25 protein-coding genes are annotated in these 26,953 nt (G+C 46.4%); 20 read left to right on the top strand and 5 right to left on the bottom strand.

Translation table 11 applies throughout. The features are described 5' to 3' along the window. Positions 1–134: 134 nt before the first annotated feature. From L4D06_RS24505 to L4D06_RS24485, 5 genes are all read left to right on the top strand, one after another. Entirely contained in the window at positions 135–1,148 is a 1,014-nt protein-coding gene (locus L4D06_RS24505; protein WP_420791173.1) for a LacI family DNA-binding transcriptional regulator, read from the top strand. Between the two features lie 137 nt (positions 1,149–1,285). Further along, positions 1,286–2,533: an ABC transporter substrate-binding protein gene (locus L4D06_RS24500; protein ID WP_274162764.1), complete on the top strand. Its 1,248-nt coding sequence runs from the start codon at positions 1,286–1,288 to the stop codon at positions 2,531–2,533. A gap of 90 nt (positions 2,534–2,623) precedes the next feature. Beyond that, positions 2,624–3,523, top strand: a complete 900-nt coding sequence (locus tag L4D06_RS24495; RefSeq protein ID WP_274162763.1) for a carbohydrate ABC transporter permease — start codon at positions 2,624–2,626, stop codon at positions 3,521–3,523. Next, complete coding sequence (locus L4D06_RS24490; protein WP_028024617.1) at positions 3,516–4,397, top strand: carbohydrate ABC transporter permease; 882 nt, start codon at positions 3,516–3,518, stop codon at positions 4,395–4,397. Before L4D06_RS24495 ends, L4D06_RS24490 begins: the two co-directional genes overlap by 8 nt. Positions 4,398–4,401: 4 nt before the next feature. Further along, on the top strand, positions 4,402–5,505 hold the full coding sequence (locus L4D06_RS24485) for an ABC transporter ATP-binding protein (RefSeq protein WP_429742057.1): 1,104 nt from the start codon (positions 4,402–4,404) through the stop codon (positions 5,503–5,505). Positions 5,506–5,640: 135 nt separating this feature from the next. Here L4D06_RS24485 and L4D06_RS24480 read toward each other — a convergent pair whose 3' ends face one another. Further along, the gene (locus L4D06_RS24480; protein WP_429742055.1) at positions 5,641–6,915 is read right to left on the bottom strand and encodes an HlyC/CorC family transporter; all 1,275 of its coding nucleotides are present in this window, start codon (positions 6,913–6,915) and stop codon (positions 5,641–5,643) included. Between the two features lie 90 nt (positions 6,916–7,005). Beyond that, positions 7,006–7,803 carry a cytochrome C assembly family protein gene (locus L4D06_RS24475; RefSeq protein WP_274162760.1) on the bottom strand — a complete coding sequence of 266 codons (798 nt, stop codon included), beginning with the start codon at positions 7,801–7,803 and terminating at the stop codon, positions 7,006–7,008. A 270-nt stretch (positions 7,804–8,073) separates the two neighbouring features. Between L4D06_RS24475 and ffh the strand changes: the two genes are divergently transcribed. The 12 genes from ffh to L4D06_RS24415 all read left to right on the top strand — a co-directional run bounded on the left by ffh (position 8,074) and on the right by L4D06_RS24415 (position 18,688). After that, the gene (gene ffh / locus L4D06_RS24470) at positions 8,074–9,450 is read left to right on the top strand and encodes a signal recognition particle protein (protein ID WP_274162759.1); all 1,377 of its coding nucleotides are present in this window, start codon (positions 8,074–8,076) and stop codon (positions 9,448–9,450) included. 226 nt (positions 9,451–9,676) lie between these two features. Further along, positions 9,677–9,925: a 30S ribosomal protein S16 gene (gene rpsP, locus L4D06_RS24465; protein WP_017008575.1), complete on the top strand. Its 249-nt coding sequence runs from the start codon at positions 9,677–9,679 to the stop codon at positions 9,923–9,925. 28 nt (positions 9,926–9,953) lie between these two features. Beyond that, complete coding sequence (gene rimM / locus L4D06_RS24460) at positions 9,954–10,481, top strand: ribosome maturation factor RimM (RefSeq protein WP_274163002.1); 528 nt, start codon at positions 9,954–9,956, stop codon at positions 10,479–10,481. Between the two features lie 37 nt (positions 10,482–10,518). After that, the gene (trmD, locus tag L4D06_RS24455) at positions 10,519–11,265 is read left to right on the top strand and encodes a tRNA (guanosine(37)-N1)-methyltransferase TrmD (RefSeq protein WP_028024624.1); all 747 of its coding nucleotides are present in this window, start codon (positions 10,519–10,521) and stop codon (positions 11,263–11,265) included. A 36-nt stretch (positions 11,266–11,301) separates the two neighbouring features. Then, positions 11,302–11,655, top strand: coding sequence for a 50S ribosomal protein L19 (gene rplS, locus L4D06_RS24450; protein WP_274162758.1), 354 nt, complete (start codon positions 11,302–11,304; stop codon positions 11,653–11,655). 196 nt (positions 11,656–11,851) lie between these two features. After that, entirely contained in the window at positions 11,852–12,526 is a 675-nt protein-coding gene (gene yjjG, locus L4D06_RS24445; RefSeq protein ID WP_274162757.1) for a pyrimidine 5'-nucleotidase, read from the top strand. Between the two features lie 272 nt (positions 12,527–12,798). Further along, positions 12,799–13,380 carry an HdeD family acid-resistance protein gene (locus tag L4D06_RS24440; RefSeq protein ID WP_429742051.1) on the top strand — a complete coding sequence of 194 codons (582 nt, stop codon included), beginning with the start codon at positions 12,799–12,801 and terminating at the stop codon, positions 13,378–13,380. Positions 13,381–13,476: 96 nt separating this feature from the next. Continuing rightward, the gene (locus L4D06_RS24435) at positions 13,477–13,860 is read left to right on the top strand and encodes a DUF2799 domain-containing protein (protein WP_274162755.1); all 384 of its coding nucleotides are present in this window, start codon (positions 13,477–13,479) and stop codon (positions 13,858–13,860) included. A 271-nt stretch (positions 13,861–14,131) separates the two neighbouring features. Further along, the gene (locus L4D06_RS24430; RefSeq protein ID WP_274162754.1) at positions 14,132–15,208 is read left to right on the top strand and encodes a 3-deoxy-7-phosphoheptulonate synthase; all 1,077 of its coding nucleotides are present in this window, start codon (positions 14,132–14,134) and stop codon (positions 15,206–15,208) included. Positions 15,209–15,213: 5 nt separating this feature from the next. Next, entirely contained in the window at positions 15,214–16,338 is a 1,125-nt protein-coding gene (gene tyrA / locus L4D06_RS24425) for a bifunctional chorismate mutase/prephenate dehydrogenase (protein ID WP_429742048.1), read from the top strand. Positions 16,339–16,609: 271 nt separating this feature from the next. Then, entirely contained in the window at positions 16,610–17,320 is a 711-nt protein-coding gene (locus L4D06_RS24420; RefSeq protein WP_429742046.1) for a helix-turn-helix transcriptional regulator, read from the top strand. Between the two features lie 477 nt (positions 17,321–17,797). Then, positions 17,798–18,688, top strand: a complete 891-nt coding sequence (locus tag L4D06_RS24415) for an EamA family transporter (RefSeq protein WP_429742044.1) — start codon at positions 17,798–17,800, stop codon at positions 18,686–18,688. 217 nt (positions 18,689–18,905) lie between these two features. On the opposite strand, the gene pheA is transcribed toward L4D06_RS24415, so the two are convergent. The 3 genes from pheA to bamD all read right to left on the bottom strand — a co-directional run bounded on the left by pheA (position 18,906) and on the right by bamD (position 21,816). Then, positions 18,906–20,075: a prephenate dehydratase gene (pheA, locus tag L4D06_RS24410; protein ID WP_274162752.1), complete on the bottom strand. Its 1,170-nt coding sequence runs from the start codon at positions 20,073–20,075 to the stop codon at positions 18,906–18,908. Positions 20,076–20,352: 277 nt separating this feature from the next. Further along, positions 20,353–20,691, bottom strand: a complete 339-nt coding sequence (gene hpf / locus L4D06_RS24405) for a ribosome hibernation-promoting factor, HPF/YfiA family (RefSeq protein ID WP_274162751.1) — start codon at positions 20,689–20,691, stop codon at positions 20,353–20,355. 393 nt (positions 20,692–21,084) lie between these two features. Next, a complete protein-coding gene (bamD, locus tag L4D06_RS24400) occupies positions 21,085–21,816 on the bottom strand; it encodes an outer membrane protein assembly factor BamD (protein ID WP_429742041.1) in 732 nt (243 codons plus the stop codon). A gap of 196 nt (positions 21,817–22,012) precedes the next feature. Between bamD and rluD the strand changes: the two genes are divergently transcribed. The 3 genes from rluD to clpB all read left to right on the top strand — a co-directional run bounded on the left by rluD (position 22,013) and on the right by clpB (position 26,392). Continuing rightward, positions 22,013–22,990, top strand: coding sequence for a 23S rRNA pseudouridine(1911/1915/1917) synthase RluD (gene rluD / locus L4D06_RS24395; RefSeq protein ID WP_274162749.1), 978 nt, complete (start codon positions 22,013–22,015; stop codon positions 22,988–22,990). A 2-nt stretch (positions 22,991–22,992) separates the two neighbouring features. Then, the gene (gene pgeF / locus L4D06_RS24390) at positions 22,993–23,751 is read left to right on the top strand and encodes a peptidoglycan editing factor PgeF (RefSeq protein WP_429742039.1); all 759 of its coding nucleotides are present in this window, start codon (positions 22,993–22,995) and stop codon (positions 23,749–23,751) included. Positions 23,752–23,818: 67 nt separating this feature from the next. After that, complete coding sequence (gene clpB / locus L4D06_RS24385; RefSeq protein ID WP_429742037.1) at positions 23,819–26,392, top strand: ATP-dependent chaperone ClpB; 2,574 nt, start codon at positions 23,819–23,821, stop codon at positions 26,390–26,392. Positions 26,393–26,953: the final 561 nt, after the last annotated feature.

Here is a 26,953-nt window from a genome sequence, read left to right as displayed (position 1 = left end):
TTTGATGTTGCTCGTCGCATGTTCTTGTAATTGAAAGATAACTTTTTTCATCGCTGAATGCCGGACGATTCGGAGGCAATGTATCTGTGGCTGAGAGCAAAAAAACACGACGTTCCAGTGGACGAAAAGCCACAGTGATTGACGTAGCGAAAGTGGCAGGCGTCTCTAAATCCACGGTGTCTTTGGTGCTGCGCGGGAATGCAGGTGTGAAAGCCGAGACGATTGAAAAAGTGAATCAAGCGATTCGTGAGTTGGGGTATATCTATAACCGTGATGCAGCGGGGTTGAGAAGTAGAGAATCAAATTTAGTGGCGATTGTTGCCAATGACTTAGCCAATCCCTATTTGGCGCAGGTCATCATTGCCCTTGAGGGGCAGCTTGAACGTCTGGGTTTTATGCCGATTGTCGTCAATATTAATGAGAGCGTGACGAGGCAAACCGACATGGTGGCTTCTTTGAAAGAGCACAATGTCGCGGGATATTTCATTACTCCCGCCCCCGATACAGATGCGAATTGGCTGACTGAGTTGGCCAACTCTCAGCACCCCGTCGTGTGCTTGATGCGCGACGTGGAAGGTGCGCTTGTACCAACGGTCATGCCGGACAATCGTTTGGGTATGTATTTGTCTACCCGCTACTTGATTGGGCTGGGGCATGAACGTATCGCATTTATTGGTGGGATTGCGTCTATCTCTGATTACCAAGAGCGAAAAGAAGGCTTCTTGCAGGCAATGAATGAAGCGGGATTGGTGGTTAAGCCTAGTGACATTGAGCCGAGTTCGACCAAGCGTCAGGGCGGGAAAATTGCCTTGAATCGTGTGTTAGATCGGGCGCCAGAAATTACTGCGATTGTCTGTTTTACCGATGTGGTGGCCTATGGCGCTTACACGGCATTGAGTGAGCGAGGGCTGACCCCAGGCAAAGATATTGCTGTGGTGGGGTTCGATGATTTGGAAGACAGTCGATTGATGTCACCGGCGCTAACCACGGTTCGTGTTAGCGCAGAAGATATTGGGCAAATGGCATGTGAAAGATTACAGCAGTGGCGAGAGAACTTAACAGTGCCGGAGAGTGCCCTTGTGGGCGTGGAGCTGGTGGTGCGATCGTCATGTTGTTCAGTGGGGAAAAAGGCGAGAGGACTGGCCTAGTTTTCCCAGCATATATCCAATTAACTTGAAAATGCTCAATTTCAGCAAAGCTCGCTGAATCCGGCATCTTCAGGCTGCTTGGGTATCAATGTAAGTCTGCAGTTACGCAGGTCAATGACACAAATGGGACTACTATCATGAGAAAACGCAACATGATTCAAACCCTGCCACTCGCAGGTACTTTGCTGTTATCCGCAGCGGCGGTGCAAGCAGAAGACGTTGAGGTTCTACACTGGTGGACATCGGGTGGTGAAGCTGCAGCACTGAACGTTTTGAAAGACGATCTGGGTACCAAAGGTGTTGGCTGGCAAGACATGCCTGTGGCGGGTGGTGGTGGTGGTAACGCTATGACTGTGTTGCGCGCACGTGTGACGTCGGGCAATCCGCCTACGGCTGTCCAAATGCTAGGTTTTGATATTCAAGACTGGGCTGCTGAAGAAGTAGTAGCAAACCTTAACAGCGTCGCGGAAGCAGAAGGTTGGAATGAAGTTGTACCCACGGCACTTCAACGCTTTGCCAAGTATGACGGCAAATGGGTGTCTGCTCCGGTTAACGTTCACTCTACCAACTGGATTTGGGCGAATAAGAAACTCCTTGATGAAGTCGGTGCAAAGCAGCCTGAAAACTGGGACGAACTGATCTCAGCCCTCGATAAGTTGAAAGCGGCGGGTTACATCCCACTGGCCCACGGCGGTCAAGCGTGGCAAGACGCGACCATTTTTGATGGTGTTGTGCTCACCACGGGCGGCATCGATTTCTACCGTAAAGCCATGGTTGATTTAGACCCAGAAGCGCTGAGTTCTGACACCATGTTGAAAGTTTTTGACCGTATGACGCAGCTTCGCGGCTATGTGGACAAAAACTTCCCGGGCCGTGATTGGAATTTGGCATCGGCGATGGTGATTGAAAATAAAGCCGGCATGCAAATCATGGGTGACTGGGCGAAAGGGGAATTCCTCAAAGCAGGCCTGAAACCCAATGAAGATTTCTTGTGCTTCCGTATGCCGGGCACTCAAGGCATGGTGACGTTTAACTCGGATCAGTTCGTAATGTTTGATGTGGGTGAGTCGAAAGCGCAGGATGAAATGGCGAAAGCCATCATGGCGCCAGCTTTCCAATCTGCATTTAACGTGGTGAAAGGCTCTGTACCAGCTCGTACCGATGTTTCAAATGCAGACTTTGATGCGTGCGGCCAAAAAGGCATGGCAGATCTGGCTGAAGCAAACAAAAACGACACCTTGGTGGGCAGTATGGCACATGGTCATGCTGCGCCAGCGGCGGTGAAAAATGCGGTTTATGATGTGGTGACCAATCACTTCAACGGCGGCATGGATTCGCAGCAAGCAACGAAAGCACTGGTCTCTGCGGTTCAAGACGCAATCTAGGGATAGTGAGAGTGACACTGGTAAAAGGCGGTTCTAGATCCTAGAACCGCGCTTTTTGTGCCAGTGCTGCGTTACCTCAAGGATCGATTTATGTCTTCTAAAGGAAAATACAGCTCTCGCCATTTTTGGCAGCAACTGTTACCCAAAATCGTCATTGCGCCATCTTTCGTGCTGATCTTGTTTTTTGTTTATGGCTTTATTGCATGGACAACGTACATCTCGTTTAGCCGCTCTCGAATGCTGCCTAACTACAACCTTGATGGTGTGCGTCCTTACGAGAAATTGTGGAACAGCCTGAATTGGCAAGTGGCGCTCGAGAATCTCGCCATCTTCGGCATTCTTTATATCGTCATATGCTGTGCCCTTGGCTTGCTTCTGGCGATATTGCTCGATCAGAAAATCCGCATTGAAGGCGGCTTACGCCCCATCTTCCTGTATCCAATGGCATTGAGCTTCATCGTGACAGGGACAGCATGGAAGTGGTTTTTAAATCCCGGTTTAGGGCTTGAGAAAACCATGCATGAATTGGGATGGGAAAGCTTCAGCTTTGATTGGCTCATCAATCCTGATATGGCGATTTACACCATTGTGATTGCGGGTGTCTGGCAAACGTCGGGCTTTGTCATGGCGATGTTCCTTGCGGGTTTGCGTGGCATCGACAGTGAAATGTTAAAAGCGGCGCAGCTTGATGGCGCGTCATCGTTTCAGATGTATCGCCGCATCATTATTCCGCAGCTTCGTCCTGTCTTCCTTAGTGCCTTTATCGTGCTCGCGCACATGGCCATCAAAAGTTACGACTTGGTCATCGCGTTGACGGGTGGTGGCCCTGGGAATGCCACAGCAATGCCCGCGACCTTTATGTATTCGTACACCTTTTCGAGAAACCAAATGGCGGTGGGCTCGGCGAGTGCGATCATCATGTTGATGACCATTGCAGCCATCATCATTCCGTATCTGTATAGCGAGTTGAAGGAGAAGAAGCATGAGTAGCAGTGAAACCTCTTCTCCCTTTCAAGGGGCACGCTTCTGGCGAATCCTGATTTACACCACGTTGATCGTGTTTGCCTGCATGTACTTGCTGCCGTTGTTCGTCATGTTGGTGACGTCATTTAAAGAACTCGATGAGATTCGCCAAGGGAACATGCTGGCCTTGCCTCAAGTCTGGACGGTCGAGCCTTGGATTTCCGCATGGGGAACGGCCTGTATTGGCCTGACGTGTGAAGGCATTAGCGGGTATTTTACAAACTCCATCATGATCACTGTGCCGGGCGTGTTGTTATCGACCACCCTTGGTGCGCTAAACGGTTATGTGCTGACGAAATGGCGGTTTCGAGGACACCGCTGGGTGTTTGGTTTGATGCTGTTTGGCTGTTTTATTCCGTTCCAAGTGGTACTGGTGCCGATGAGTCAGGTGCTCGGTACGCTGGGGTTAGCAAATACCACGGCAGGGTTGGTGTTGGTGCATGCGATTTATGGATTAGGGTTTACCACCTTGTTCTTCCGCAATTACTACGAAGCCTTCCCTAGTGAATTAATTCGCGCTGCCATGATTGATGGTGCAGGGTTCTTCCGTATGTTTTTCCGCATTTTATTGCCAAGTTCGGGGCCCATCATTGTGGTGACCATCATTTGGCAGTTCACCAATATTTGGAATGATTTCTTATTTGGTGCGTCATTTGCGTCGGGAGATACCGCGCCAATCACTGTGGCACTGAATAACTTGGTGAACTCATCTACTGGTGTAAAGGAATACAACGTGCACATGGCAGGCGCCATGATTGCCGCGCTCCCCACCTTGTTGGTGTACATCTTAGCGGGACGTTATTTCGTTCGTGGCCTGATGGCGGGATCAGTAAAAGGATAAGGTAATGGCATCTCTAACGCTTAGTAACGTAAAAAAACGCTTCGGTCACGTTGAAGTATTGAAGGGCATAAACATCGGCATTGAAGACGGTGATTTTCTGGTGTTGGTGGGGCCATCAGGGTGTGGTAAATCGACCTTGCTGAATATGATTGCTGGGTTAGACAGCATCAGCGATGGTGAGGTCAGCATTGGTGATAGCGTGATTAATGAACTGCACCCCGCAGAACGTGATATCGCAATGGTGTTCCAGTCTTATGCGCTTTACCCAAACATGACGGTGGGGCAGAACATCTCGTTTGGCCTTGAAATGCGCCATGTACCAAAGCCGGAAAGGGAAAAGAAAATCGGTGAGGTGTCAGCGATGCTTCAAATCGAGCATTTGCTAAAGCGTAAACCTGGTCAACTTTCTGGCGGTCAACGTCAGCGGGTGGCAATGGGACGCGCACTTGTACGCGATCCAAAAATATTCTTGTTTGATGAACCGTTGTCGAATTTGGACGCCAAACTTCGGGTTGATATGCGCACGGAGATCAAACGCCTTCATCAGCGTTTAAACGCAACCATTGTCTATGTCACCCATGACCAAATTGAAGCTATGACATTGGCGACAAAAATTGCGGTGATGAAAGATGGCGAACTGCAACAACTGGGTTCTCCTGCCGAGGTGTATGACGATCCGGCCAATACCTTTGTCGCGACTTTTATGGGAAGTCCTTCCATGAACTTGGTGGAAGTGTTGGTTGAACGCGCTGATACATCAGAAACCCAACTGCAATTGGCAGGTTTTGATGGAGAGCCACAATCCGTCACCATTAGTTGTGGGTTTGGAGAGCTAAGCGCATATGTGGGGAAAACGGTGCAAATGGGCGTTAGGCCTGAAGACATTACAGAGAGCGAAGGCAGCACGCCTTCGACTTTGCATTGCAAGGTGGATGTCACCGAACCAACGGGTGCAGACACATACGTGATTACCTCTCTTGGCGGAACAGAAGTGGTGGCGCGCATGCCAGCAAATATCAGTTTGAAAGCAGGCGATATGGCGTACTTTCGTTTTAACCCCGAAAAGCTGGTACTGTTTGATAGCGATTCGGGTAGCCGTATCCGATAATCGAATCTAGTAACAAAAAAGCGCTCAGTAATGAGCGCTTTTCAGTTTCTAAAACAGCCTTCGTGATGACAAGGTGACGAGCATAAAAAAGCCAGCAATTTGCTGGCTTTCATACTCAAAGGCATTGGCATTAAGCTAAGTCGCGGCGTTCTTCGGAACGGGAAGTATTTTGACTTGTTTAATCATGTTCTCGCCAACCTCGACGATTTCCATTTGGTGACCTTCGACCTCGATACTGATCTGGCTCGTTGGGATATCTTCTAGATGCTCGAGTATCAAGCCGTTCAGTGTGCGCGGCCCATCGGTCGGTAACTCCCAACTCAAACTCTTGTTCAAATCACGGATATTAGCTGTTCCATCAATCATGTAGCTACCATCGGGCAGTGCTGTGATTTCTTCAGCAAGGCTTGGCGACAATGAGGTGGTGAACTCACCAATGATTTCTTCGAGGATATCTTCCAGTGTGACAAGTCCGATAATGTCGCCATACTCGTCGACAATCATCCCTATACGTTGTTTGTTGCGCTGGAATTTGAGCATTTGAACGTTGAGTGGAGTGCTTTCAGGAATGTAATACACTTCATCAGCGGCACGCAGCAAGTTCTCTTTATTGAACTCATTTTCCACCATCATTCGATAAGCTTCACGCACGCGCAACATACCAACGACCTCATCAATATTGTCGCGATAGAGAACCATGCGGCCATGCGGCGCATGAGTCAGCTGACGCATGATGGCTTTCCAGTCGTCATTAACATTGATGCCGGTTATTTCATTGCGTGGCACCATGATGTCATTGACTGTGATCTCCTCTAGTTCAAGGATAGAAATGAGCATGTTTTGGTGACGACGTGGGATCAATCCACCGGCTTCGTTAACGACAGTGCGCAACTCTTCAGAGCTTAAATGGTCTTTACCGTCGTGGCTGGTGGTTAAGCCCAGTAAACGAAGGAATCCATTGGTGATGCCATTAATCAGCCATACCAGCGGATACAGCACTTTCATCAACAACCTTAATAAGATGCTGCTGGTGTAGGAAACACGTTCAGGGTATAGCGCCGCGAGGGTTTTTGGCGTGACCTCCGCGAAGACAAGAATAACAAGGGTCAAACCACCCGTTGCAATGGCGACACCGAGATCGCCATACAAGCGCATGCCAAGTATCGTCGCGATTGCAGAGGCCAATATATTGACCAAATTATTGCCGATAAGGATGAGCCCGATCAGTCGGTCTGGACGTGATAGAAGCTCTTCTACACGCTTGGCGCCCTTATGCCCTTGATTGGAAAGGTGTCGAAGTCGGTAACGGTTTAACGCCATCATTCCGGTTTCCGAACCGGAGAAATAAGCTGAAACGACGATGAGCAATACCAATAGGGAAGCTAATGTTCCCGTCGATATGTCGTCCAAATTGCAAGTTCCTTCTTTTTTGAGCCAATCCTAATTAAGGACAAGAATAGGAGTCGCTGTCAAACGCAATGGCTAATTTCAACCGTGCAGTCACGAAGCGATAATGACTTCTCTGACAAAACGGCTGCCAAAATAGGCCAACGTTAACAAGAATGCGCCAACGACGCTTATCCAAATAACGCGTCTTCCGCGCCAGCCTGAACGATAATGTCCCCACAACAGCGCACCATATACACACCATGCTAAGGCTGACAATATGGCTTTATGTGCCTTTCCTTGTGCAATCATGTCTTGTACGAACGCAAACCCTGTAATTAAGGTTAACGTCAGCAAAATTTCACCAATTAAAATGATATTGAACAATTGCCGCTCGACCGCCATGAGAGGTGGAAGATTAGGGTTCATGATCAGTTTTTTCTTATTCTTCAATTGATGGTCAAGCCATGCTAACTGTATGGCATATAACGTGGCTATCATCAGTGTTGAATAAGAGAAAAGCGCCAGAGAGATGTGTAGTAGGACTTGAGGATTCGCCTCGAGGTGCGATATCACAGCGCCTGGCAATAAGGTCGCAGTCATAAGATTTATCGCAGAGAAGCTGTAAACGACCGGCAGTAATACCCAAACACGCATTTTGAACAAGAGTCCAGTGGTGATGGCTGAGATAATAAAGCTGATCAAAGACGCGACATTTAAGATGCTGAGGTTTTGGCCCCCATCCATAATAATGAGATCTGATAGCAAATAGGCATGGAGAGCCAGCGCACTGCACGCGCTAAGAAAAACCCGTTTCGCAGGGATCTGCTGAGGCCCAGAAAGCCCGGGTATGATCTGCATTAGTGCTGCGAAGTAAAGCAGCGCAGCGAGGAGTGCTATATAAATATCCATGTGTCTTTCAACAACATCGCGTCAAAAAAGAAAGGTTTCAGTATACCCTGCACGGCTTCGAGTCGCCATGCAAGGCTGACGATCTTTTAAGCACAGTGTGTCTATCAGATTGCAAACTGTGTAAAAAGTATAAGCACTCCCTTTAAAACTATCGTCAATGCCATCATGTAAGCCAAGCTTATAATGAGTTATAATCCCAGCAATTTTGTGTTGATCGCCACCTGATAACTATCAGCCCTGTGGTGCCGTCGCGTAGAGAGCGAGTAGGACATGTTTGAGAACTTAACGGATCGTCTATCCCGAACGCTGAAGAATATTAGTGGTCGTGGTCGACTGACTGAAGACAATATTAAAGAAACGCTGCGCGAAGTACGTATGGCGCTCTTGGAAGCCGACGTAGCGCTTCCTGTTGTGCGTGATTTCGTCAAAAAAGTGAAAGAAAGCGCGGTTGGTCTTGAAGTATCCAAAAGCCTGACGCCGGGGCAGGAATTCATCAAGATTGTTCAATCCGAACTTGAAGCTGTGATGGGTGAATCTAATGCTGAGTTAGATTTGGCATCTCAGCCTCCTGCGGTTGTGCTGATGGCGGGCTTGCAGGGTGCGGGTAAAACGACCAGCGTCGGCAAACTTGGTAAAATGCTAAAAGAACGCCACAAGAAGAAAGTTTTGGTGGTGTCTGCTGACGTATATCGCCCTGCGGCGATCAAGCAGTTGGAAACGCTTGCCTCTGAAGTAGGTATTGATTTCTTCCCGTCTTCGACAGATCAAAGCCCAATCGACATTGCGAAAGCTGCATTGGCGCATGGTAAACTGAAGTTCTACGATGTGGTTGTCGTCGATACTGCAGGTCGCCTGCACGTTGACGAAGAGATGATGGACGAGATTAAAGACGTCCACGCTGCAATTAACCCCGTTGAGACACTGTTTGTGGTTGATGCCATGACAGGTCAAGATGCAGCGAACACGGCGAAAGCCTTCAACGATGCGTTGCCACTGACCGGTGTGATCCTGACGAAAGTCGACGGTGATGCACGAGGTGGTGCGGCGTTGTCTGTTCGTCACATTACCGGTAAACCGATTAAGTTCTTGGGTGTCGGTGAAAAAACTGACGCACTAGAACCTTTCCATCCTGACCGTATTGCTAGCCGTATTCTTGGTATGGGTGACGTGTTGTCACTTATCGAGGACCTGCAACGCAATGTGGATACTGATAAAGCTGAACAGCTTGCTAAAAAGTTCAAAGAGAAGAAAGGCTTTGATCTGCAAGATTTCCGCGACCAGTTGCAGCAGATGAAAAACATGGGCGGCATGATGGGAATGATGGACAAGCTTCCGGGCATGTCTAACCTACCTGATGACGTTAAAAACCAAGTGGACGACAAAATGTTTGTCCAAATGGAAGCCATTATCAATTCCATGACAGTTAAAGAGCGTGCGCGCCCTGATTTGATCAAAGGTTCACGTAAAAAACGTATTGCTGCAGGCTCTGGCACTCAGGTCCAAGACGTTAACCGTCTATTGAAGCAATTCACCCAAATGCAGAAAATGATGAAAAAAATGCAAAAGGGTGGCATGAAAAACATGATGCGTAATATGAAAGGCATGATGGGTGGTATGGGCGGCGGCGGAGGAATGTTTCCGCGTTAATCAATCACTAAACCTATTCTAGGACGTTACCCAAGGGTATCGGACCTAAAATTAAGTAAAGCAACCGGATTTGCTAAGTCTTTGATTGTTTATTTGCACTGATGCTTTTTTAGCTAAAGCAGTTGCATTCGATCACAGAAAGCGTAAAATTCCGGAGCTTTATTTTGGCACGAGGCCCCGTTATTTAAGCGGGGCCAATTTAATTCAGTAATGCAAAGAGGACGATATGGTAACCATTCGTTTGGCACGTCACGGCGCTAAAAAGCGTCCATTCTATCAAATCGTTGTTGCCGACAGCCGCCAAGCTCGCGACGGTCGCTTCATCGAGAAAGTAGGTTTCTTCAACCCGATCGCTCAAGGTCAAGAAGAGAAGCTGCGTCTAGACCTGGACCGTGTTAACCATTGGGTTGGCGAAGGTGCAGCTGTTTCTGACCGCGTAGCACGACTGATCAAAGACGCTGCGAAAGCTGCGTAATTTATCAGTGTCAGGGTTAAAAGAAGAAATGAGTGAGCAAGAAAAGGTTGTAGTAGGCAAGCTAGGTGCTTCTTATGGCATCCGTGGCTGGCTCAAAGTTTTTTCTTACACTGAAAATGCTGAAAGTATTTTCGACTACACACCTTGGTTTATTAAGGTGCGTGGCGAGTGGCAGGAATTCGGTCTTGAAGACTGGAAACGCCATGGTCAAGGTTTTGTAGGCAAACTGAAAGGTCTGGATCAGCGTGAAGACGCCCAGGTCATGACGAATGCTGAGATTGCGGTTAACCCAGAGGCATTGCCTGCGCTGTCAGATGAAGAATTCTACTGGCGCGAGCTCTACGGTATGGAAGTGTTCACTACCAAAGGTTACAACCTAGGTAAGGTCACGGACATCCTTGAGACAGGCTCTAACGATGTGTTAGTCGTAGCTGCAAACTTGAAAGATGCTTTTGGACAGAAGGAACGCCTAGTGCCGTTCCTCGATGGGCAAGTCATCAAGTCGATTGATCGCTCTGCTCAACGGATCGAAGTTGACTGGGATCCTGGATTTTAAAATCCCCGGGTAACAATTAAGCAATAGGAGCGGAAAAATGTGGGTTGGTATTATCAGCCTTTTTCCTGAAATGTTCCGTGCTGTTACCGATTTTGGGGTAACTGGCCAGGCGGTAAAGAAAGGCCTACTCGAAGTAGAAACGTGGAATCCCCGCGATTTTACTCACGATAAACACCGAACGGTTGATGATCGACCTTACGGTGGCGGCCCAGGCATGTTGATGATGGTACAGCCTTTGCGCGATGCCATTGACGCTGCCAAACATACTGCCAAAGGCAAGGCGAAAGTAATTTACCTGTCACCTCAAGGCCGAAAGCTTGACCAAGCGGGTGTTGAGGAGCTGGCGCAGAACGAGAACTTGATTCTTATCTGTGGACGCTACGAAGGGGTAGATGAGCGCATTATACAAACCGAAGTCGATGAAGAATGGTCTGTCGGTGATTTTGTGCTCAGTGGTGGTGAACTGCCAGCCATGACGTTGGTTGACGCAGTCGCTCGGTTTGTTCCGGGTGTGCTGGGAGACTTTGCGTCAGCGGAAGAAGACTCTTTCGCAAATGGCTTGCTTGATTGCCCTCACTATACGCGTCCTGAAGTGTTAGATGGATTAGACGTACCTGCGGTACTGAAATCCGGTAACCACGAGGACATTCGCCGCTGGCGATTGAAACAATCGCTAGGCCGAACCTGGCTCAGAAGACCAGAGCTCCTGGAAAACCTAGCTCTGACTGACGAACAGGAATTACTACTTGCTGCGTTCATTAAAGAACACAGTTTAAGTTCCTAAACATACTTAGTATCAGTTTATTCTAGGGTATAGAAAATGAGTAACATCATCAAAGCGCTCGAAGAAGAGCAACTTAAGCAAGACATCCCTGCCTTCAACGTTGGTGACACTGTTGTTGTACAGGTTAAAGTAAAAGAAGGTACTCGTGAGCGTCTACAGGCCTATGAAGGTGTTGTAATCGCTAAGCGTAACCGTGGTCTGCATTCTGCTTTCACCGTTCGTAAGATTTCTAACGGCGAAGGCGTTGAGCGTGTATTCCAAACTCACTCACCAGTTGTTGACAGCATTACTGTTAAACGTCGCGGTGCAGTACGTCGTGCCAAACTGTACTACCTGCGTGAGCGTTCTGGTAAGGCAGCTCGTATCAAAGAGCGTCTGGCTAAGAAATAATCGCTCCGGCGTTTATGATCCCTTTAAAGGGATAGCGAAAAGCCCGCCATTTGGCGGGCTTTTCTTTTTTCTGCTCTGCCAACTAACGCTGTTCAACGTTTCCCGTGATTTTCCCGTACATTGAACTCAATGAACGATGATGAATCCTGCATCTTGATGTTGGGGTATAATGCTCCATCGCAATGGAGGATTACGCGTGCAATACGATTGGATTTTGTTTGATGCTGATGAAACCCTGTTTTCATTTGATGCTTTCGCTGGACTAAAAGCCTTATTCTCAACGCTTGGCGTTGATTTCTCACAGCAAGATTTTGCTGAATATCAAACAGTGAATAAGCCACTTTGGGTGAAATACCAAAATGGTGAGATCACTGCCAAACAGCTACAAGAAGATCGTTTTATTGTATGGTCGGAAAGACTAGAGATGACGCCTGCAGAGCTTAACCGTCGTTTTCTGAATGCCATGGCTGATGTGTGTGAGCCACTAGATGGCGTCCCAGAAATCGTTCCTTTGCTCGCGAGCAAAGCGAAGCTTGGTATTATCACCAATGGTTTTACACAACTTCAGCAAGTGCGTTTAGAAAAAACAAAGTTGAGTGAATACTTCGATCTTGTGGTGATTTCAGAAGAAGTGGGTGTGGCGAAACCAGACGTTGCCATTTTTGAGCATGCGTTTGACCAAATGGGTCATCCTGAAAAGTCTCGCATATTGATGGTGGGTGATAACCCAGACTCAGATGTTCTTGGTGGTATCCGTGCGGGTATTGATACATGTTGGTTGAATCGCGACGATCACCCCGCGCCTGAAGGTGTGACACCCACTTATACGGCTCACTCATGGAATGATATCAAACGTTTCTTGATTGGCTGATAGACTACTTGCTTGCAGGCGCGCCTTGCGTCTGCATATTTACCCTTATCATTTGCTCTACACTTTCCGCTACTCGCACGTTTTAGTTTCGCTGCAATATTCAATGGGTTTCAAAGATAAAACATCACACCATCGTAAATCCGTCTTCAATCTTGAGGTAAGTCTGCATCTTACCGACGCTATTGAGTTGTTTGCTTGGTTTCCTGCTTAGACGACACCTGCATGTTAGCGCTATGTGGGTATATCACTCGAATTGATTAAGGAGAATGTTGATGGACTCAACACAAGCACTCGCGAAGCAAATGGTTGGAGTATTGTCGCGCAATTGGTGGGTATTACTACTTCGTGGTATTGCCTCTATTATTTTTGGTTTCATGTTGTGGACGTTACCAGCAGAGGAGTCTATTGAAACTCTGGTGCTGGTATTTGGTATTTATGCGTTTGTGGATGGCAGTCTGCAAGTTTGGACCGCATTGGTTGAGCGTAAAGATCATGATAACTGGATTGTATTGCTGCTCTGGGGTGTTGTTGGTATTGCCGCGGGTGTCATGACGTTTGCGGTGCCTGATCTAACGGCAGTTGCATTGCTCTTTTACATCGCTATTTGGGCGATAGCGAAGGGAATTCTAGAAATAGTCACGGCGATTAGGCTTCGTAAGGAGATAGTAGGTGAATGGTTGCTGATATTTGGTGGCCTAATTTCTATTTTGTTTGGCGGCTTTTTGATGAGTAACCCCATGGCAGGAGCAAATGCTCTGGTTTGGGTTATCGCCACGTATGCGTTTGTTTTTGGCGTTTTGTTTGTTGCGCTGTCTATTAAGCTCAAAGGCATGAAATTAAACGATAGAGAGTGACTTTCACGGTGTTGCACCACGAAACCACAGTCAATGGGAAGGGATTCGTTTATAGTAGTGTTTTCCTATGATGATAAAAACAAATTAAGGAACAGGATGTTTAAAAAATCCCTAATGGCATTGTTGGCGGTTGCCTTGGTCGGTTGCGTGCATATTGAAAGTGCAGACTCTTTGGCCCAAAAAGGAGAGTGGCAGAAGATTGGTGTACGTGATGGCGAGCGCGGCGTGCCATCAAAGTCTATGGCGAATTTGAAGGAGTTGGCGAATAAAGCTGGTGTCGACAATGTGGATGTTGGTGACTATGAAGCGGGATACAATGATGGCGTTGATCGCTATTGCAACGTAGACAACGCTTATGATATCGGTCTTTCTGGGATGCAATATCTGGGTGTGTGCGCGAGCAAAGAAGATGGTGTGCGCTTTCAACTGCAATGGCAGCGAGGTTTTGAAGACTTCCAATCAGCCGATCAAACTTTCTAGCGTTTACATACGGATTCGCTAATCTTTAGGCCACTTTGTGGCCTTTGTTCATTTTACTTTCCACTGACTTAATTGAAGCCCTTCCATTTAAAGCCCACTAAACCAGTAAGGTGAGCCACAAATTCACTATGTGTAAATTTATATTTACGGTGTGCTTTTTTATTTACGGACTATTGCATTCTGTAGTGATATTGATAAGGTGTGTGCATATGCGGCGAAAACTACGCCGGAAAAATGAATAAGTTTGAAAAGAATGAGGTAAGACAGCTTTATGGAACGAGATCTGCTAACGAATGTACATATTCAGGATGAAACCGTACTGATCACCCCTGAGCAGCTGCGTAAGAAGCTGCCAGTTAAAGAAGAGACGTTGGCATTTATCTCCAAATCGCGTCAAGACATTGCCAACATCATCCATAAGAAAGATCACCGTCTTCTTGTGGTGTGTGGGCCGTGCTCGATTCATGACACGGACGCCGCAATTGAATATGCCAAACAGCTAAAAGTGCTCTCTGAGCAGCTCAGTGATCAACTCTACATCGTCATGCGCGTTTACTTTGAAAAGCCTCGTACTACAGTGGGTTGGAAAGGTCTGATTAACGACCCGCATCTGGATGGTTCATTTGATGTAGAAGCTGGCCTGCACAAGGCACGTGAATTGCTGATCACCTTGTCAGACATGGGATTGCCTTTGGCAACAGAAGCACTTGATCCAATTAGTCCACAATACCTTGGTGACCTATTTAGCTGGGCTGCTATCGGTGCACGCACCACAGAGTCACAAACGCACCGTGAAATGGCTAGCGGCCTGTCCATGCCAATTGGCTTCAAAAATGGCACAGACGGTAGCCTTTCTACCGCCATCAATGCGATGAATGCTGCGGCATCAGGCCACCGCTTTATGGGTATCAACAAAGAAGGGCAGGTTGCATTGCTAACAACGGGGGGGAATCCGGATGGTCATGTCATTCTTCGTGGCGGCAAGCAGACTAACTACGACTCAGTCTCTGTGACCGAATGCGAAAATGAGATGAAACAGTCAGGGCTTGAAGCGTCTCTAATGGTAGACTGCAGCCATGCTAACTCTCGAAAAGATTTCCGTCGTCAGCCACTTGTTGCTGAAGATGTGTTTCACCAAATCCGTGAAGGCAATAAATCTATCATTGGTTTGATGATTGAAAGCAACATCCACGAAGGAAATCAGTCGGCGGACATGCCCCGAGAAGAGATGGCTTATGGCGTTTCAATTACTGATGCATGTATTGATTGGCAATCGACAGAAAGCTTGTTGTGTCGTGCTCATAGTGAATTGACGCCATTCTTGGAACAGCGTTTAAAAGGAAATTAAGCCTCATGGTTGCAGAGTTGTCCCTGCTTCGGGATCAGATTGATGAAGTCGATAAACAAATGGTGGAACTGCTAGCGCGACGTCTTGCGTTGGTATCAGAAGTTGGTGAAGTGAAAAGTCGTCATGGCTTACCCATTTATGCCCCTGACCGTGAGGCAGCGATGTTGGCCTCTCGTCGCCAAGAAGCTGAATCGAAGGGTATTCCACCTGACTTGATTGAAGATATCCTTCGCCGCACGATGCGTGAATCTTACGCGAGCGAAAATGACTCGGGTTTTAAGTGTTTGAACCCAGAGCTGCGTCCTATCGTTATCGTGGGTGGTAAAGGGCAACTCGGTAAATTGTTCGCAAAGCTATTCCGTCTTTCTGGCTACGAGGTGAAAATTCTTGGTAGCCAAGATTGGGATAATGCAGATGCGATGCTTTCAGATGCAGGGATGGTGGTTGTCACCGTTCCTATTCACCGCACTGATTCTGTTATTCGCCAGCTAAGCAACTTACCAGACGATTGTATTCTTGCAGACCTTACCTCTATCAAGAGTGAGCCCTTACAGGCGATGTTGGAGTCACACAAAGGCCCTGTTGTTGGTTTGCACCCAATGTTTGGGCCTGATATTGCGAGCCTTGCTAAGCAGGTGATCGTGTATTGTGATGGGCGTAACCCAGAATCCTACCAATGGCTTCTTGAGCAATTCAGAATTTGGGGTGCAAGCTTGCATCGCATCAGTGCGATTGAACATGACCAAGGTATGACATTGATTCAAGCACTGCGTCACTTTACTTCGTTTGTTTACGGTCTGCATTTGGCAGAAGAAAATCCGAACTTGTCTCAGCTAACAGCACTCAGTTCGCCGATTTATCGTTTAGAGTTGGCAATGGTCGGCCGACTGTTTGCACAAGACGCACAGCTATACGCAGATATTATTATGTCTTCTACACAGAATATTGACATGATAAAACGTTTCCATGCTCGCTTTGGCGAAGCGATTGAATTGCTTGATAAGCAAGACAAAGAAGGGTTTATCACGGCCTTCAATCAAGTTGATGGTTGGTTTGGTGAGTTTGCACCGCGCTTTTTGAAAGAGAGCCAAACACTCTTGCGACAGGCTAACGATACTGCGCATCGGTGATATCAATTCGCTCGATTAAAAAGGAAAGCCAAGCAAAATTATTTGTTTGGTTTTTTTTGGCGTATTGTCCAAATCTCACTTCATGGATAGTGACGATCATCTCCTTAACATATTGTCTGAATGTATCAACTTCTAAGTAATACATTATCCCTGCGACATGGTTTATTTGATTAGTGTCTGAAAATCTGAATATTTGTGTTTCTAATGTGTTGTATTATATGGGGGATAATGTAGCGTCCATTCGCAAAGGAACATGTAAAACCTGAAGTTTATGAAAGATATTCTAGAAGTAATTGAAAAGATTAGGATTGCTAATTCTAAAGAGGAATTAACAGCCATTATTGATGAAGTTGCATCAATCATCGGATTAGAATATTACTTGTTAGGTTATACTTCTGCGGAATCAATGACATCCCCAAGCACAACCATCATTGACAACTACCCACCTAAGTGGCGAGAAACATACGAAAAGGAAAAGCTCGCCCAGCATGATCCCACTGTCGACTACTGCCTCAATCAGAATGCACCTATTATTTGGGAGCAGCTAAATTGCGCACCGCTAAAACGCGATCAAAAGAATGTTATGTGTAGAGCCAATGATTATGGTTTGAAGACTGGATTTAGCATTCCATTACATGGTGTTCACAGTGAGTTTGGTATGTTCAGTTTTGGTAGTTCAGAACAAGAAAAGTCTCCAAGTTTCGAAGCTATACAAAAAGCGCAGATTATAGCTCCAGCCCTAATGGATAAATTTAAAGACTTTGACGAACGAGTGGGTATTAACTTAACGAAGCGCGAGAAAGAGTGTCTACTTTGGGTTTCGGAAGGGAAAAGTTCTTGGGAAATCTCAATCATCATTGGCTGCTCTGAGAGAACGGTCGTTTTCCATTTGGGGAATGCAACAAACAAACTTGTTTGTACTAACCGATATCAAGCGGTTTCTAAGGCGATTATTATCGGTCTTATTCGACCAATGATATAGATAGGTGCAAAAGACGTTTATGCGAGGAGCTTAAATGATCTTTATTCTATGTAACCACCTATAAAGTCATCGGCTTGATTTCATAGCCAGCTTCTTGCACAAGAACACTTAGTGAGAAGATACTCCTTACCTCTTAGCAATATCATACTACCTCCTTCTTTTGCAAGGAATGTCATCAACACGGGTAATTTAGCACTTGATAGTCATGGGTTCTTTCATGATTAGCATGTTCGTTCTCCTCATAACTATATGATAAGTGACTGTAATAACCAATCCCTGCAAGACTTTACAGCTTACGTTCTTATCCTTTTAAAAGATATATTCATTATTACTTAGACCTCGATGTTCGGGTTGGTAATTTTTATGGGATTGAAATGAAAAATCATATTCAAGTTGATGGTATTAATGACGCCGAATCTCTTGTCGTCGTTTTCTATGTTGCTGTATTGAAAAATAGTAACTTAGGGGGAGCGTCTTATGTTACCTAATCTATTGTTAGCTTCCATTGTGCCAATTATTTGGGGAAGTACCTATGTTGTAACGTCAGAGTTGTTACCGGAAGGCATACCACTTTGGAGTGCCTTATTTCGTGCACTGCCTGCGGGATTGCTGCTTCTTCTGTTTTGTCGTCGACTACCTCGCGGGATCTGGTGGTGGAGGGCTCTGATACTTGGAACGTTAAATGTTGGTGCTTTTTTTTACTTTATATTTCTGGCCGCGTATTCGATGCCCGGAGGTATTGCAGCGCTTTTAATGTCATCTCAACCTCTTTGGGTGTTGTTATTTGGTGTTCTGTTTTTTAAGCAATCTTTTTGCTCAATGCACCTCATTGCTTGCTTTCTAGGGAGTGTTGGCGTAGCCGGGCTCGTGATCCAATCAGATGTTGAGCTTAATACTACAGGCGTTATAGCAAGCGTTTTGGGGGCAATAAGCATGGCAATGGGGATTGTTCTCGCGAAGTTCTGGGGGAAACCTGATGATGTAACTTTACTCGACTTAACAGGTTGGCAATTAACTGTAGGTGGCATGGTCTTAATTCCGCTGGCGATGTGGTGGGAGCCGGTTCCACAGGGACTAACCTTAGACAATTACCTAGGATTTGGTTATTTATGCATAATTGGTGCTCTGTTTGCCTATATTATTTGGTTTAGGAGCATTCAGCATTTACCTGCCTTTTTAGTATCCATTGTTACGTTGCTCAGCCCTCTTTCAGCTACTATGTTGGGGTTCTTTTTGTTGGATCAGCGCTTGAATGCAGCACAAGGGGTTGGAGCCGCATTCATTATTGTCGCAATGTTAATTGCGCAATATGCAGTTCGACGCTCGGTGCAACGCGAGAAATATCTGCCTCAACTAGAAAATGGCTAAGTTATATGTTTAAAAGGATTGCGAAAGAAAATTCGCTTTAAGCCCGAACATTTTGGAATAATAGCATTGAATAATTATGTGGTCATGACATCAAAGAGCCGAAGCGAAGTCTCTTTCTGAAGTATTCTTTCCCGGCAATGCTGACATATTATTGTCAGAGTATGGGGCTTGGCTTTTGTCAAAAAAGAAAGCGCAATTGCGCTTTCTTTTTGCATGATTACACATCTATTTCGCAGGGGGCGACGTTTTCGATAGGGTAAGAACCAAGTACTTTGATATAGCGAGTTAGCTTGGTTAATTCCTCTAGTGTTTCTTTCATTACGTCGGTACGCAGATTACCTTCGACATCGACATAGAACATCTCTTCCCAAGGGTTACCTAGCACAGGGCGAGATTCTAGTTTCGTCATGTTGATGCCGTTGTTTTTCAGAACGAGTAAACACTCTACCAATGAGCCCGCAGTTTGTCCTGTTGACATAATAAATGTCGTTTTCGCGGGGATCAGCGCTGTTACATCGATAGGTTTACGTGCTACGACAATAAAGCGCGTGTGGTTTTCTTGCTGGTTAGCAATACCAAATTTTAAAGGTTTAAGGCCATAGAATTCACCGCTGTTGGCATTACCTATTGCAGCCACTGTCGGGCTGTTCATTTCTGCGACAAGTTTCATTGCTTCGGCAGTGCTGGAGCAATACTCCTGCTTGATGTCTCCGAGTGAGCGGAGAAACTCGCTGCATTGTTGATGCGGTTGAGGGTGTGAGTAGAGCACTTCAATTTTATCTACATCGGTATCCACTGACGTTAATAAGCAGTGCTCAATAGGTTGAGTGATTTCGCCCACGATAGATAGGCGTGTGTGCTGTAACTGGTCGTAGACATCATTGATTGAGCCTGAACTGGTGTTTTCGATGGGAAGCACACCGTAATCGGCGTTGCCGTTTTCGACAACCTCGATGACTTCTTTAAAATTCGGGCATTGAATCTCGGCAAGCTTGGTGTGCTTGCGAGCGAAAAAGTTGCGCGCGGCAAGATTGGAGTAAGAGCCTTTTCCGCCAAGAAAGGACACTCTTGCCAAAGGCTGTTCGTTGTCTGGGTTTGCTAAACGCTGTAAGAATGCTTGTTGATAAAGCACCGAATCTTCAATGATGTCGTGAAATATTTTTGTGACATATTGTGGATCAAGATCGTGAGCGCTTCCGTCAGCAACCAATTTCTCCAGCAGAACTTGTTCTCGCTCTATGTCGCGCACAGGCTTTTGGGTCTGAATTTTGCTTTTGGCCACTTCCAGACTGAGCTTACGGCGGTCAGCAAGAAGTGTCAGCAACTGCTGATCAATTCGGCTGACATTTTCTCGGATTTCATCCAGTGACATATTTGGTTTGTTCATTCCCTGTTCCTGCTGTGTCTTTGTCTGACCCTGACTGCTATAAAAAAGCCTCCCTGGGTTGAGGGAGGCTTTAGGATTCTGTCGTTATCGAGATTCGCCCTAAGCCTCAACCTATAAGGTGAGGGTAAAAAAGCGAGAGAAAAGCAATGTTGTCAGAGTCATCGATAAAGATTTGAGTTGGCGTAATATTATTCAACCTTATTGGGCGGACGGTGCCATGTCAAGACGAATCAGCCCCGCATGAGCGGGGCTGATTCTTTTTAATCCTCAATACGTTTTAAACAACTTCTGACTCTTCGTCTTCTGGTACGTCGATATGACTTGCTCGACGTGCTTCACCTTTGTGAGCTTGCTTGTTGAGTTGTTTCTCGAGTTTCTGGCCAACTTCATTGATGGCGGCATACATATCATCATGCTCTGCGGAAGCAACCAATTTGGTTCCTGGTACGGACACACCAGCTTCTACTTTGAATTTGTTTCCTGGTTCTTCACTGATCACAGCATGAGGATTAATGAGAGAGACTTGCCATTTTTCCAGCTTTTCAAAACGAGACGTGATTCGTTCACGGATAGCTGCAGTAACGTCGATGTTTTTACCAGTAACTTCTACTCTCATAGGTCTTTCCTCTTTTGCTTGCCCTTTGCTGGGCTCACTTTCAGATTACGTTTCTCAGAAAGAATTAATGTGATCTAGATCACTCTTATTGAGCGAAAGTTGGCGCATCAAATGAATTGTGATCATGTGTTTAACTCTGATTGAAAAGTACCAGAAAGTACTTGAAGAACGGATTGCACATGATGCAAGATGAAGAGATTAGGTCGCTAACAAACATCCAATGTTAGGGCTTTTATTCGTGCCAAATAACCTTGTGGCGAATTATTAGCCATGCGAGATTGCTCGTTTTAACGCCATTCGTGTCGATGTAACACAAAGTCCTAATATCGAATCAATTAAAAAAGCAGCCATTGGCTGCTTTTTTCGTTTTGAATTTGTCTTGGATTTCGCGATTTAGACGTTAACGTTATTCAATTGCATCAGTTCACGTGTGCGCTTGGCTGGCTCATCAAGATTAAGTTCTTCATAGGCTTTCAGCATCAATGGCAGTGATTTCTTTGCTGCTTCCGTGTCAGGATAATCACGTTGGATCTGCTGGCATCGGTTGATGACGGCAATCCATGCTTCGCGACGGACATAGAAGTCGGCGGTAGCTAACTCATAATCGGCTAAACGATTTTTGAGTGAAATAAGTCGCTTTTTCGCATCGGCGGCGTATTCACTGTTCGGGTAGCGATCTAATAAGCGGCGAAAATCAACAAAAGCGCGACGAACAGGCTCAGGGTCACGGTCACTTCTGTTTATGCTCATGACATCATGAACAAAGCTTCTGTCTTGCGCCATGTTCGTCAAACCACGCATATACAAAACCCAATCCATTTCTTGGTGACCAGGGTTCATTCGCATGAAGCGGTCAATGGTGGCTTCGCCCAAGGCTAGATCATCATTTTTGTAGTATGCATAGATGAGATCAAGCTGCACTTGTTCTGAGTAAGCACCAAATGGATAGCGAGAATCTAATGCTTCCAGTTTCTGAATAGCGTTTGTCCAGCTGCCTTGGTTCAGAGAAACCTGCGCTTCTTGATAGAGGTCTGCAGGCGGAACATCTGGGACAACTTCATCTGTGCTTGAACATCCAGCCAGCACGGAAATGGCAAGTAGTGAAGATAGAGTAAGGCGTTTCATTACTACGTGTGCTTCCTTGAAAGAATATTTTTCAACCTTTGCCATTACGGAGTCAGCCGCAAAAAGCTACAATGGCGCGATAGAGGTTATTCTACCCATCGGCCAGATATAATACCAACAAGTAAACGTGACCAAGCCCTAGGGCTGAAAATCGCGCAATATGGTATTAGTCTCATTGAGAATCAAAAAGTTCGTTATGGCACAGCACTTAGAGTTAAACAGTACAGTTAATGAGAATCAACTAGGGCAGCGTCTTGATCAGGCGATCGCTGAGTTGTTCCCAGATTATTCCCGATCACGCATCAAAGAATGGATTCTTGCAGACAAAGTGACTGTCGATGGCGAAATGGTCAATAAACCTCGTTTGAAAATGATGGGTGGCGAATCCATCACGGTTCAAGCTGAGATTGAAGATGAGGTGCGTTGGGAAGCGCAGGATATCCCGCTTAATATCGTTTACGAAGACGACGATATTTTTGTGATTAACAAACAACGTGGATTGGTTGTTCACCCGGGCGCAGGTTGTCCTGATGGCACCGTCTTGAATGGCTTGTTGCACATTTACCCTCAAATCGCTGAGGTTCCTCGTGCAGGTATTGTTCACCGCCTAGATAAAGACACGACCGGTTTAATGGTTGTGGCGAAGAACGTACCGACGCAAACACGACTTGTTCGCGCATTGCAAAAGCGTAAAAAGTTCACTCGTGAATATGAAGCTATTGCGATGGGTAAGATGACAGGGGGTGGCACGATTGAGAAATCAATTGGTCGTCACTCGACGAAGCGCACTCAGATGGCGGTTCAAGAGTTAGGCAAGCCGGCAATCACACACTACCGTGTTGTCGAGCATTTCCGTGCACATACGCGTTTACGTGTGCGTTTGGAAACCGGTCGTACACACCAAATCCGTGTTCATATGGCGTATTTGAATCACCCTCTTATTGGTGATCATCTGTATGGCGGTCGCCCTCGTCCTCCAAGTAAGGCGGGTGAGACGCTGATCAAGACGCTTCGCGCTTTCGATCGTCAGGCGCTACATGCGGCGATGCTGCGTATTGAGCATCCAACAACCAAAGAAGTGATGGAATGGCATGCGCCTATTCCTGATGACATGGTGAACTTGACGGAAGTGCTTCGCGCAGATGCGAAAGAGTTTGAGGACTTGAACTACTAACCATGGATTGGATCACGCCGGACTGGCCAGTACCATCTTGGATCAAAGCGGTAAGTACGACACGTACAGGCGGCGTGAGCCGCCAACCTTTTGATAGCATGAACTTGGGCACACATGTTGACGATGACATCGGTGATGTTGTTAGCAATCGCGTTCGATTAGCGGATGTCATGTGTATGCCATCCGCACCGAGTTGGCTTAATCAAGTGCATGGTACGAATGTCGTCACCCTACCTTTGAGTGAGACTCATCGTGTTCCTGATGCCGATGCGTCATTTAGCGCAGAGCAAGGGCAAGTATGTGTCGTGATGACAGCTGACTGCCTCCCTGTCCTATTTTGCAACAAAGATGGCACAGAAGTGGCGGCGGCTCATGCTGGTTGGCGTGGTTTGGTTAACGGCGTCCTAGAGGAAACGTTAACCAATTTCTCCGACCCTAAAAATGTGATGGCGTGGCTTGGTCCTGCTATTGGTGCTGACGAATTTGAAGTAGGTAGTGAGGTTAGAGAGCAGTTTATGGCAGTCGACTCAGGGTCTGAAATTGCCTTCAAACCGCACAATGATCGTTGGCTTGCCGACATCTACTTGCTAGCCAAACGTCGTCTTGCATTGGCGGGAGTGTCAGAAGTGTATGGTGGAACATACTGTACGGTATCTGAGCCTGAACGTTTTTATTCCTATCGACGAGAAAGTCGTACAGGACGTCAAGCTAGTTGTATTTGGATGATTTCTGAATCAGGTGATAATAAATTCACCAAATAGCTTGAAATCGGTCACGCTAGCTCCCATTTTTCGTTAAGCAAATAACGAAAGAATTAGAGGAGGGGCTATGCGCCTTGACCGATTTACCAGCAAATTCCAATTGGCCATTTCGGACGCTCAGTCATTGGCTTTAGGGCGAGATAATCAATATATCGAACCCGTTCACTTGATGGTGTCTCTCCTCAATCAGGACAGCAGTACCATCCGACCTCTTATGACTCTGCTTAATGTTGATGTCACTCAGCTACGTTCAAGTCTTAGCGAATTACTGGATAAATTACCCAAAGTCACAGGCACGGGTGGTGATGTTCAGCTTTCCCATGGCATGGGAATGCTATTCAACATGTGCGATAAATTGTCGCAAAAGCGTAAAGACAAATTCATTTCTTCCGAATTATTCATTCTCTCTGCCGTTGAAGAAAAAGGCGCACTCGGTGAGTTGCTACGTAGCCTAGGTTTGACCACCAAAAAGGTTGAAGCAGCAATAGACAAAGTCCGTGGTGGGCAGTCTATTGACGATCCCAATGCCGAAGAGTCTCGCCAAGCATTAGAAAAGTTCACGGTTGATCTGACTGAAAAAGCTGAGCAAGGCAAATTGGATCCTGTCATCGGACGTGATGAAGAGATTCGTCGCACCATTCAAGTACTTCAGCGTCGTACCAAAAATAACCCAGTCATTATTGGCGAGCCTGGTGTGGGTAAAACCGCCATCGTAGAAGGGTTGGCTCAGCGTATTGTTAATGGTGAAGTTCCTGAAGGACTTCGGAGCAAGCGTGTACTTTCCCTTGATATGGGGTCGTTGGTTGCAGGCGCAAAATACCGTGGGGAATTCGAAGAGCGGTTAAAGTCGGTTCTTAACGAGCTTGCGAAAGAAGAAGGCAACGTCATTCTGTTTATCGACGAAATCCACACAATGGTCGGCGCGGGCAAAGCAGAAGGTGCAATGGATGCTGGCAACATGCTTAAACCTGCGCTTGCGCGAGGGGAGTTACACTGTGTTGGTGCAACAACCTTAGATGAATATCGTCAGTATGTAGAAAAAGATGCAGCACTAGAGCGTCGTTTCCAAAAGGTTTTGGTGAACGAGCCAAGCGTGGAAGATACCGTCGCGATATTGCGTGGTTTGAAAGAGCGCTATGAACTTCACCATGCGGTTGAAATTACTGACCCTGCAATCGTCGCTGCGGCAAGTTTATCGCATCGCTATATTTCCGATCGCCAATTGCCGGATAAGGCCATCGATTTGATTGATGAAGCGGCTTCTAGCATCCGGATGCAAATTGACTCAAAACCAGAGCAATTAGACCGTTTAGAGCGCCGTCTTATTCAGCTCAAGATAGAACAGCAAGCGTTGGCTAAAGAAAATGACGACGCAAGTAAAAAACGTCTTGAAACACTACAAAGTGAAATTGATGAAAAAGAGCGTGATTACGCAGAGCTTGATGAAGTCTGGAATGCCGAAAAAGCAGCGTTATCTGGCACACAACATATAAAGAGTGCCCTAGAGCAAGCGCGGACGGACCTCGAAATCGCTCGTCGTGCTGGTGATCTTAATCGTATGTCAGAGCTTCAGTATGGTCGTATCCCTGAATTGGAGAAGCAGCTAGATCTTGCTAGCCAAGCAGAAATGCAGGAAATGACCTTGCTGAGAAACCGCGTCACCGATGCTGAAATTGCCGAAGTGCTATCTCGTCAAACAGGAATACCTGTTGCCAAGATGCTAGAAGGTGAGAAAGAAAAGCTTCTTCAAATGGAAGATGAACTTCATGGTCGTGTTAAAGGCCAAGAGGAAGCTGTTAACTCTGTTGCGAATGCGATTCGTCGTAGTCGAGCTGGGCTAGCAGATCCCAATCGTCCCATTGGTTCATTCCTGTTTCTAGGCCCTACTGGTGTAGGTAAAACAGAGCTATGTAAATCTCTGGCGGAGTTCATGTTCGACAGTAGTGATGCCATGGTGCGTATCGATATGTCGGAATTCATGGAGAAACATTCTGTCGCAAGGCTGGTGGGTGCCCCTCCTGGTTACGTTGGTTATGAAGAAGGGGGGTACTTAACTGAAGCGGTTCGTCGTCGTCCTTATTCAGTTATTTTGCTTGATGAAGTGGAAAAGGCACACCCTGATGTGTTTAACCTGCTTCTACAGGTACTTGATGATGGGCGATTGACTGATGGTCAAGGACGGACAGTCGATTTCCGCAATACGGTCGTCATCATGACATCGAATCTTGGTTCTGATCGCATTCAAGAACACTTTGGGGAGTTGGATTACGATGGAATCAAGGTGATGGTAATGGATGTTGTTAGTAAGCATTTCCGTCCTGAGTTTATCAACCGTATTGATGAAGCGGTGGTGTTCCACCCTCTAGGCCAAGAGCATATTAAGGAAATTGCAGGCGTTCAGCTTCAGCACCTTGCGAAACGCATGGCGGAACGAGATTTGATGCTAGAGGTTAGTGATGAAGCATTGAGCTTTATCTCTAATGCTGGGTTTGATCCTGTTTATGGTGCGCGTCCTTTAAAACGTGCAATTCAACAAAGTGTTGAAAACCCATTAGCACAAGCAATCCTCAAGGGGGAAGTGGTTTCGGGCAAACCTGTGAAATTGGTTGTTGAAAATGAGCAGATCAAAGCTATTCAATAGTTAACATCGGTACTGGCATATCTAAACACGTTTTTTGACCTGAAATTCTATGAAAAGAAAGAGGCTGTAGACAGCCTCTTTCCATTTATAGAGGGTAAAGCTTGTGGCTTTGTGTTGTTTTTAAGCGTTAAGTTTAAAATTCAATCGAAAGAGTTTGTTTCTTTGTTTTTTCGTGAAAAAAGCCTTGCCAAGATCTCAAGCCTCCCTATAATGCGACCTCACTGACACGGCGACCTGCTCCACACGGAACAAACAGCCCACTCAGTACGGCGAAAACGGCTTCAAAATTGATTGAAAATAAACGCTTGACGTTAACGGCTCAATCAGTAGAATGCCCGCCTGCTTCAACGGAAAAGCCTAGTGCTTATCGCGGTTGAAGGGAGTCAACAAGACGTTTTGAAGGTTGCGAAAGCAACGTTGAAAAATCTCAAAATTTCTTCTTGACTTCATCGCCTGGCAGCGTAGAATTCGCAGCCCTGACGATGAGAAGACGACTCGAAATGAGCCGCTTCTACAGTCAACGTTCTTTAACAATTTGACCTATACAATCTGTGTGGGCAC

The sequence above is a fragment of the Enterovibrio makurazakiensis genome, assembly GCF_050336585.1.
Classification (GTDB): domain Bacteria; phylum Pseudomonadota; class Gammaproteobacteria; order Enterobacterales; family Vibrionaceae; genus Enterovibrio; species Enterovibrio gelatinilyticus.
Note: the sequence above shows the minus strand (reverse complement) of the source record. Positions and strands in the feature narration are given on the sequence as shown.

What these genes read in the sequence shown, in the direction of transcription:
- L4D06_RS24430 (WP_274162754.1), top strand. Translation starts at nt 14,132, where the DNA reads ATGGAACGAGATCTGCTAACGAATGTACATATTCAGGATGAAACCGTA.
- bamD (WP_429742041.1), bottom strand. Translation starts at nt 21,816, where the DNA reads ATGAAACGCCTTACTCTATCTTCACTACTTGCCATTTCCGTGCTGGCT.
- rluD (WP_274162749.1), top strand. Translation starts at nt 22,013, where the DNA reads ATGGCACAGCACTTAGAGTTAAACAGTACAGTTAATGAGAATCAACTA.
- pgeF (WP_429742039.1), top strand. Translation starts at nt 22,993, where the DNA reads ATGGATTGGATCACGCCGGACTGGCCAGTACCATCTTGGATCAAAGCG.
- L4D06_RS24475 (WP_274162760.1), bottom strand. Translation starts at nt 7,803, where the DNA reads ATGGATATTTATATAGCACTCCTCGCTGCGCTGCTTTACTTCGCAGCA.
- hpf (WP_274162751.1), bottom strand. Translation starts at nt 20,691, where the DNA reads ATGAGAGTAGAAGTTACTGGTAAAAACATCGACGTTACTGCAGCTATC.
- tyrA (WP_429742048.1), top strand. Translation starts at nt 15,214, where the DNA reads ATGGTTGCAGAGTTGTCCCTGCTTCGGGATCAGATTGATGAAGTCGAT.
- L4D06_RS24420 (WP_429742046.1), top strand. Translation starts at nt 16,610, where the DNA reads ATGAAAGATATTCTAGAAGTAATTGAAAAGATTAGGATTGCTAATTCT.
- L4D06_RS24500 (WP_274162764.1), top strand. Translation starts at nt 1,286, where the DNA reads ATGAGAAAACGCAACATGATTCAAACCCTGCCACTCGCAGGTACTTTG.
- L4D06_RS24440 (WP_429742051.1), top strand. Translation starts at nt 12,799, where the DNA reads ATGGACTCAACACAAGCACTCGCGAAGCAAATGGTTGGAGTATTGTCG.
- L4D06_RS24415 (WP_429742044.1), top strand. Translation starts at nt 17,798, where the DNA reads ATGTTACCTAATCTATTGTTAGCTTCCATTGTGCCAATTATTTGGGGA.
- ffh (WP_274162759.1), top strand. Translation starts at nt 8,074, where the DNA reads ATGTTTGAGAACTTAACGGATCGTCTATCCCGAACGCTGAAGAATATT.
- rplS (WP_274162758.1), top strand. Translation starts at nt 11,302, where the DNA reads ATGAGTAACATCATCAAAGCGCTCGAAGAAGAGCAACTTAAGCAAGAC.
- rpsP (WP_017008575.1), top strand. Translation starts at nt 9,677, where the DNA reads ATGGTAACCATTCGTTTGGCACGTCACGGCGCTAAAAAGCGTCCATTC.
- L4D06_RS24495 (WP_274162763.1), top strand. Translation starts at nt 2,624, where the DNA reads ATGTCTTCTAAAGGAAAATACAGCTCTCGCCATTTTTGGCAGCAACTG.
- L4D06_RS24485 (WP_429742057.1), top strand. Translation starts at nt 4,402, where the DNA reads ATGGCATCTCTAACGCTTAGTAACGTAAAAAAACGCTTCGGTCACGTT.
- L4D06_RS24435 (WP_274162755.1), top strand. Translation starts at nt 13,477, where the DNA reads ATGTTTAAAAAATCCCTAATGGCATTGTTGGCGGTTGCCTTGGTCGGT.
- clpB (WP_429742037.1), top strand. Translation starts at nt 23,819, where the DNA reads ATGCGCCTTGACCGATTTACCAGCAAATTCCAATTGGCCATTTCGGAC.
- L4D06_RS24490 (WP_028024617.1), top strand. Translation starts at nt 3,516, where the DNA reads ATGAGTAGCAGTGAAACCTCTTCTCCCTTTCAAGGGGCACGCTTCTGG.
- trmD (WP_028024624.1), top strand. Translation starts at nt 10,519, where the DNA reads ATGTGGGTTGGTATTATCAGCCTTTTTCCTGAAATGTTCCGTGCTGTT.
- pheA (WP_274162752.1), bottom strand. Translation starts at nt 20,075, where the DNA reads ATGAACAAACCAAATATGTCACTGGATGAAATCCGAGAAAATGTCAGC.
- rimM (WP_274163002.1), top strand. Translation starts at nt 9,954, where the DNA reads ATGAGTGAGCAAGAAAAGGTTGTAGTAGGCAAGCTAGGTGCTTCTTAT.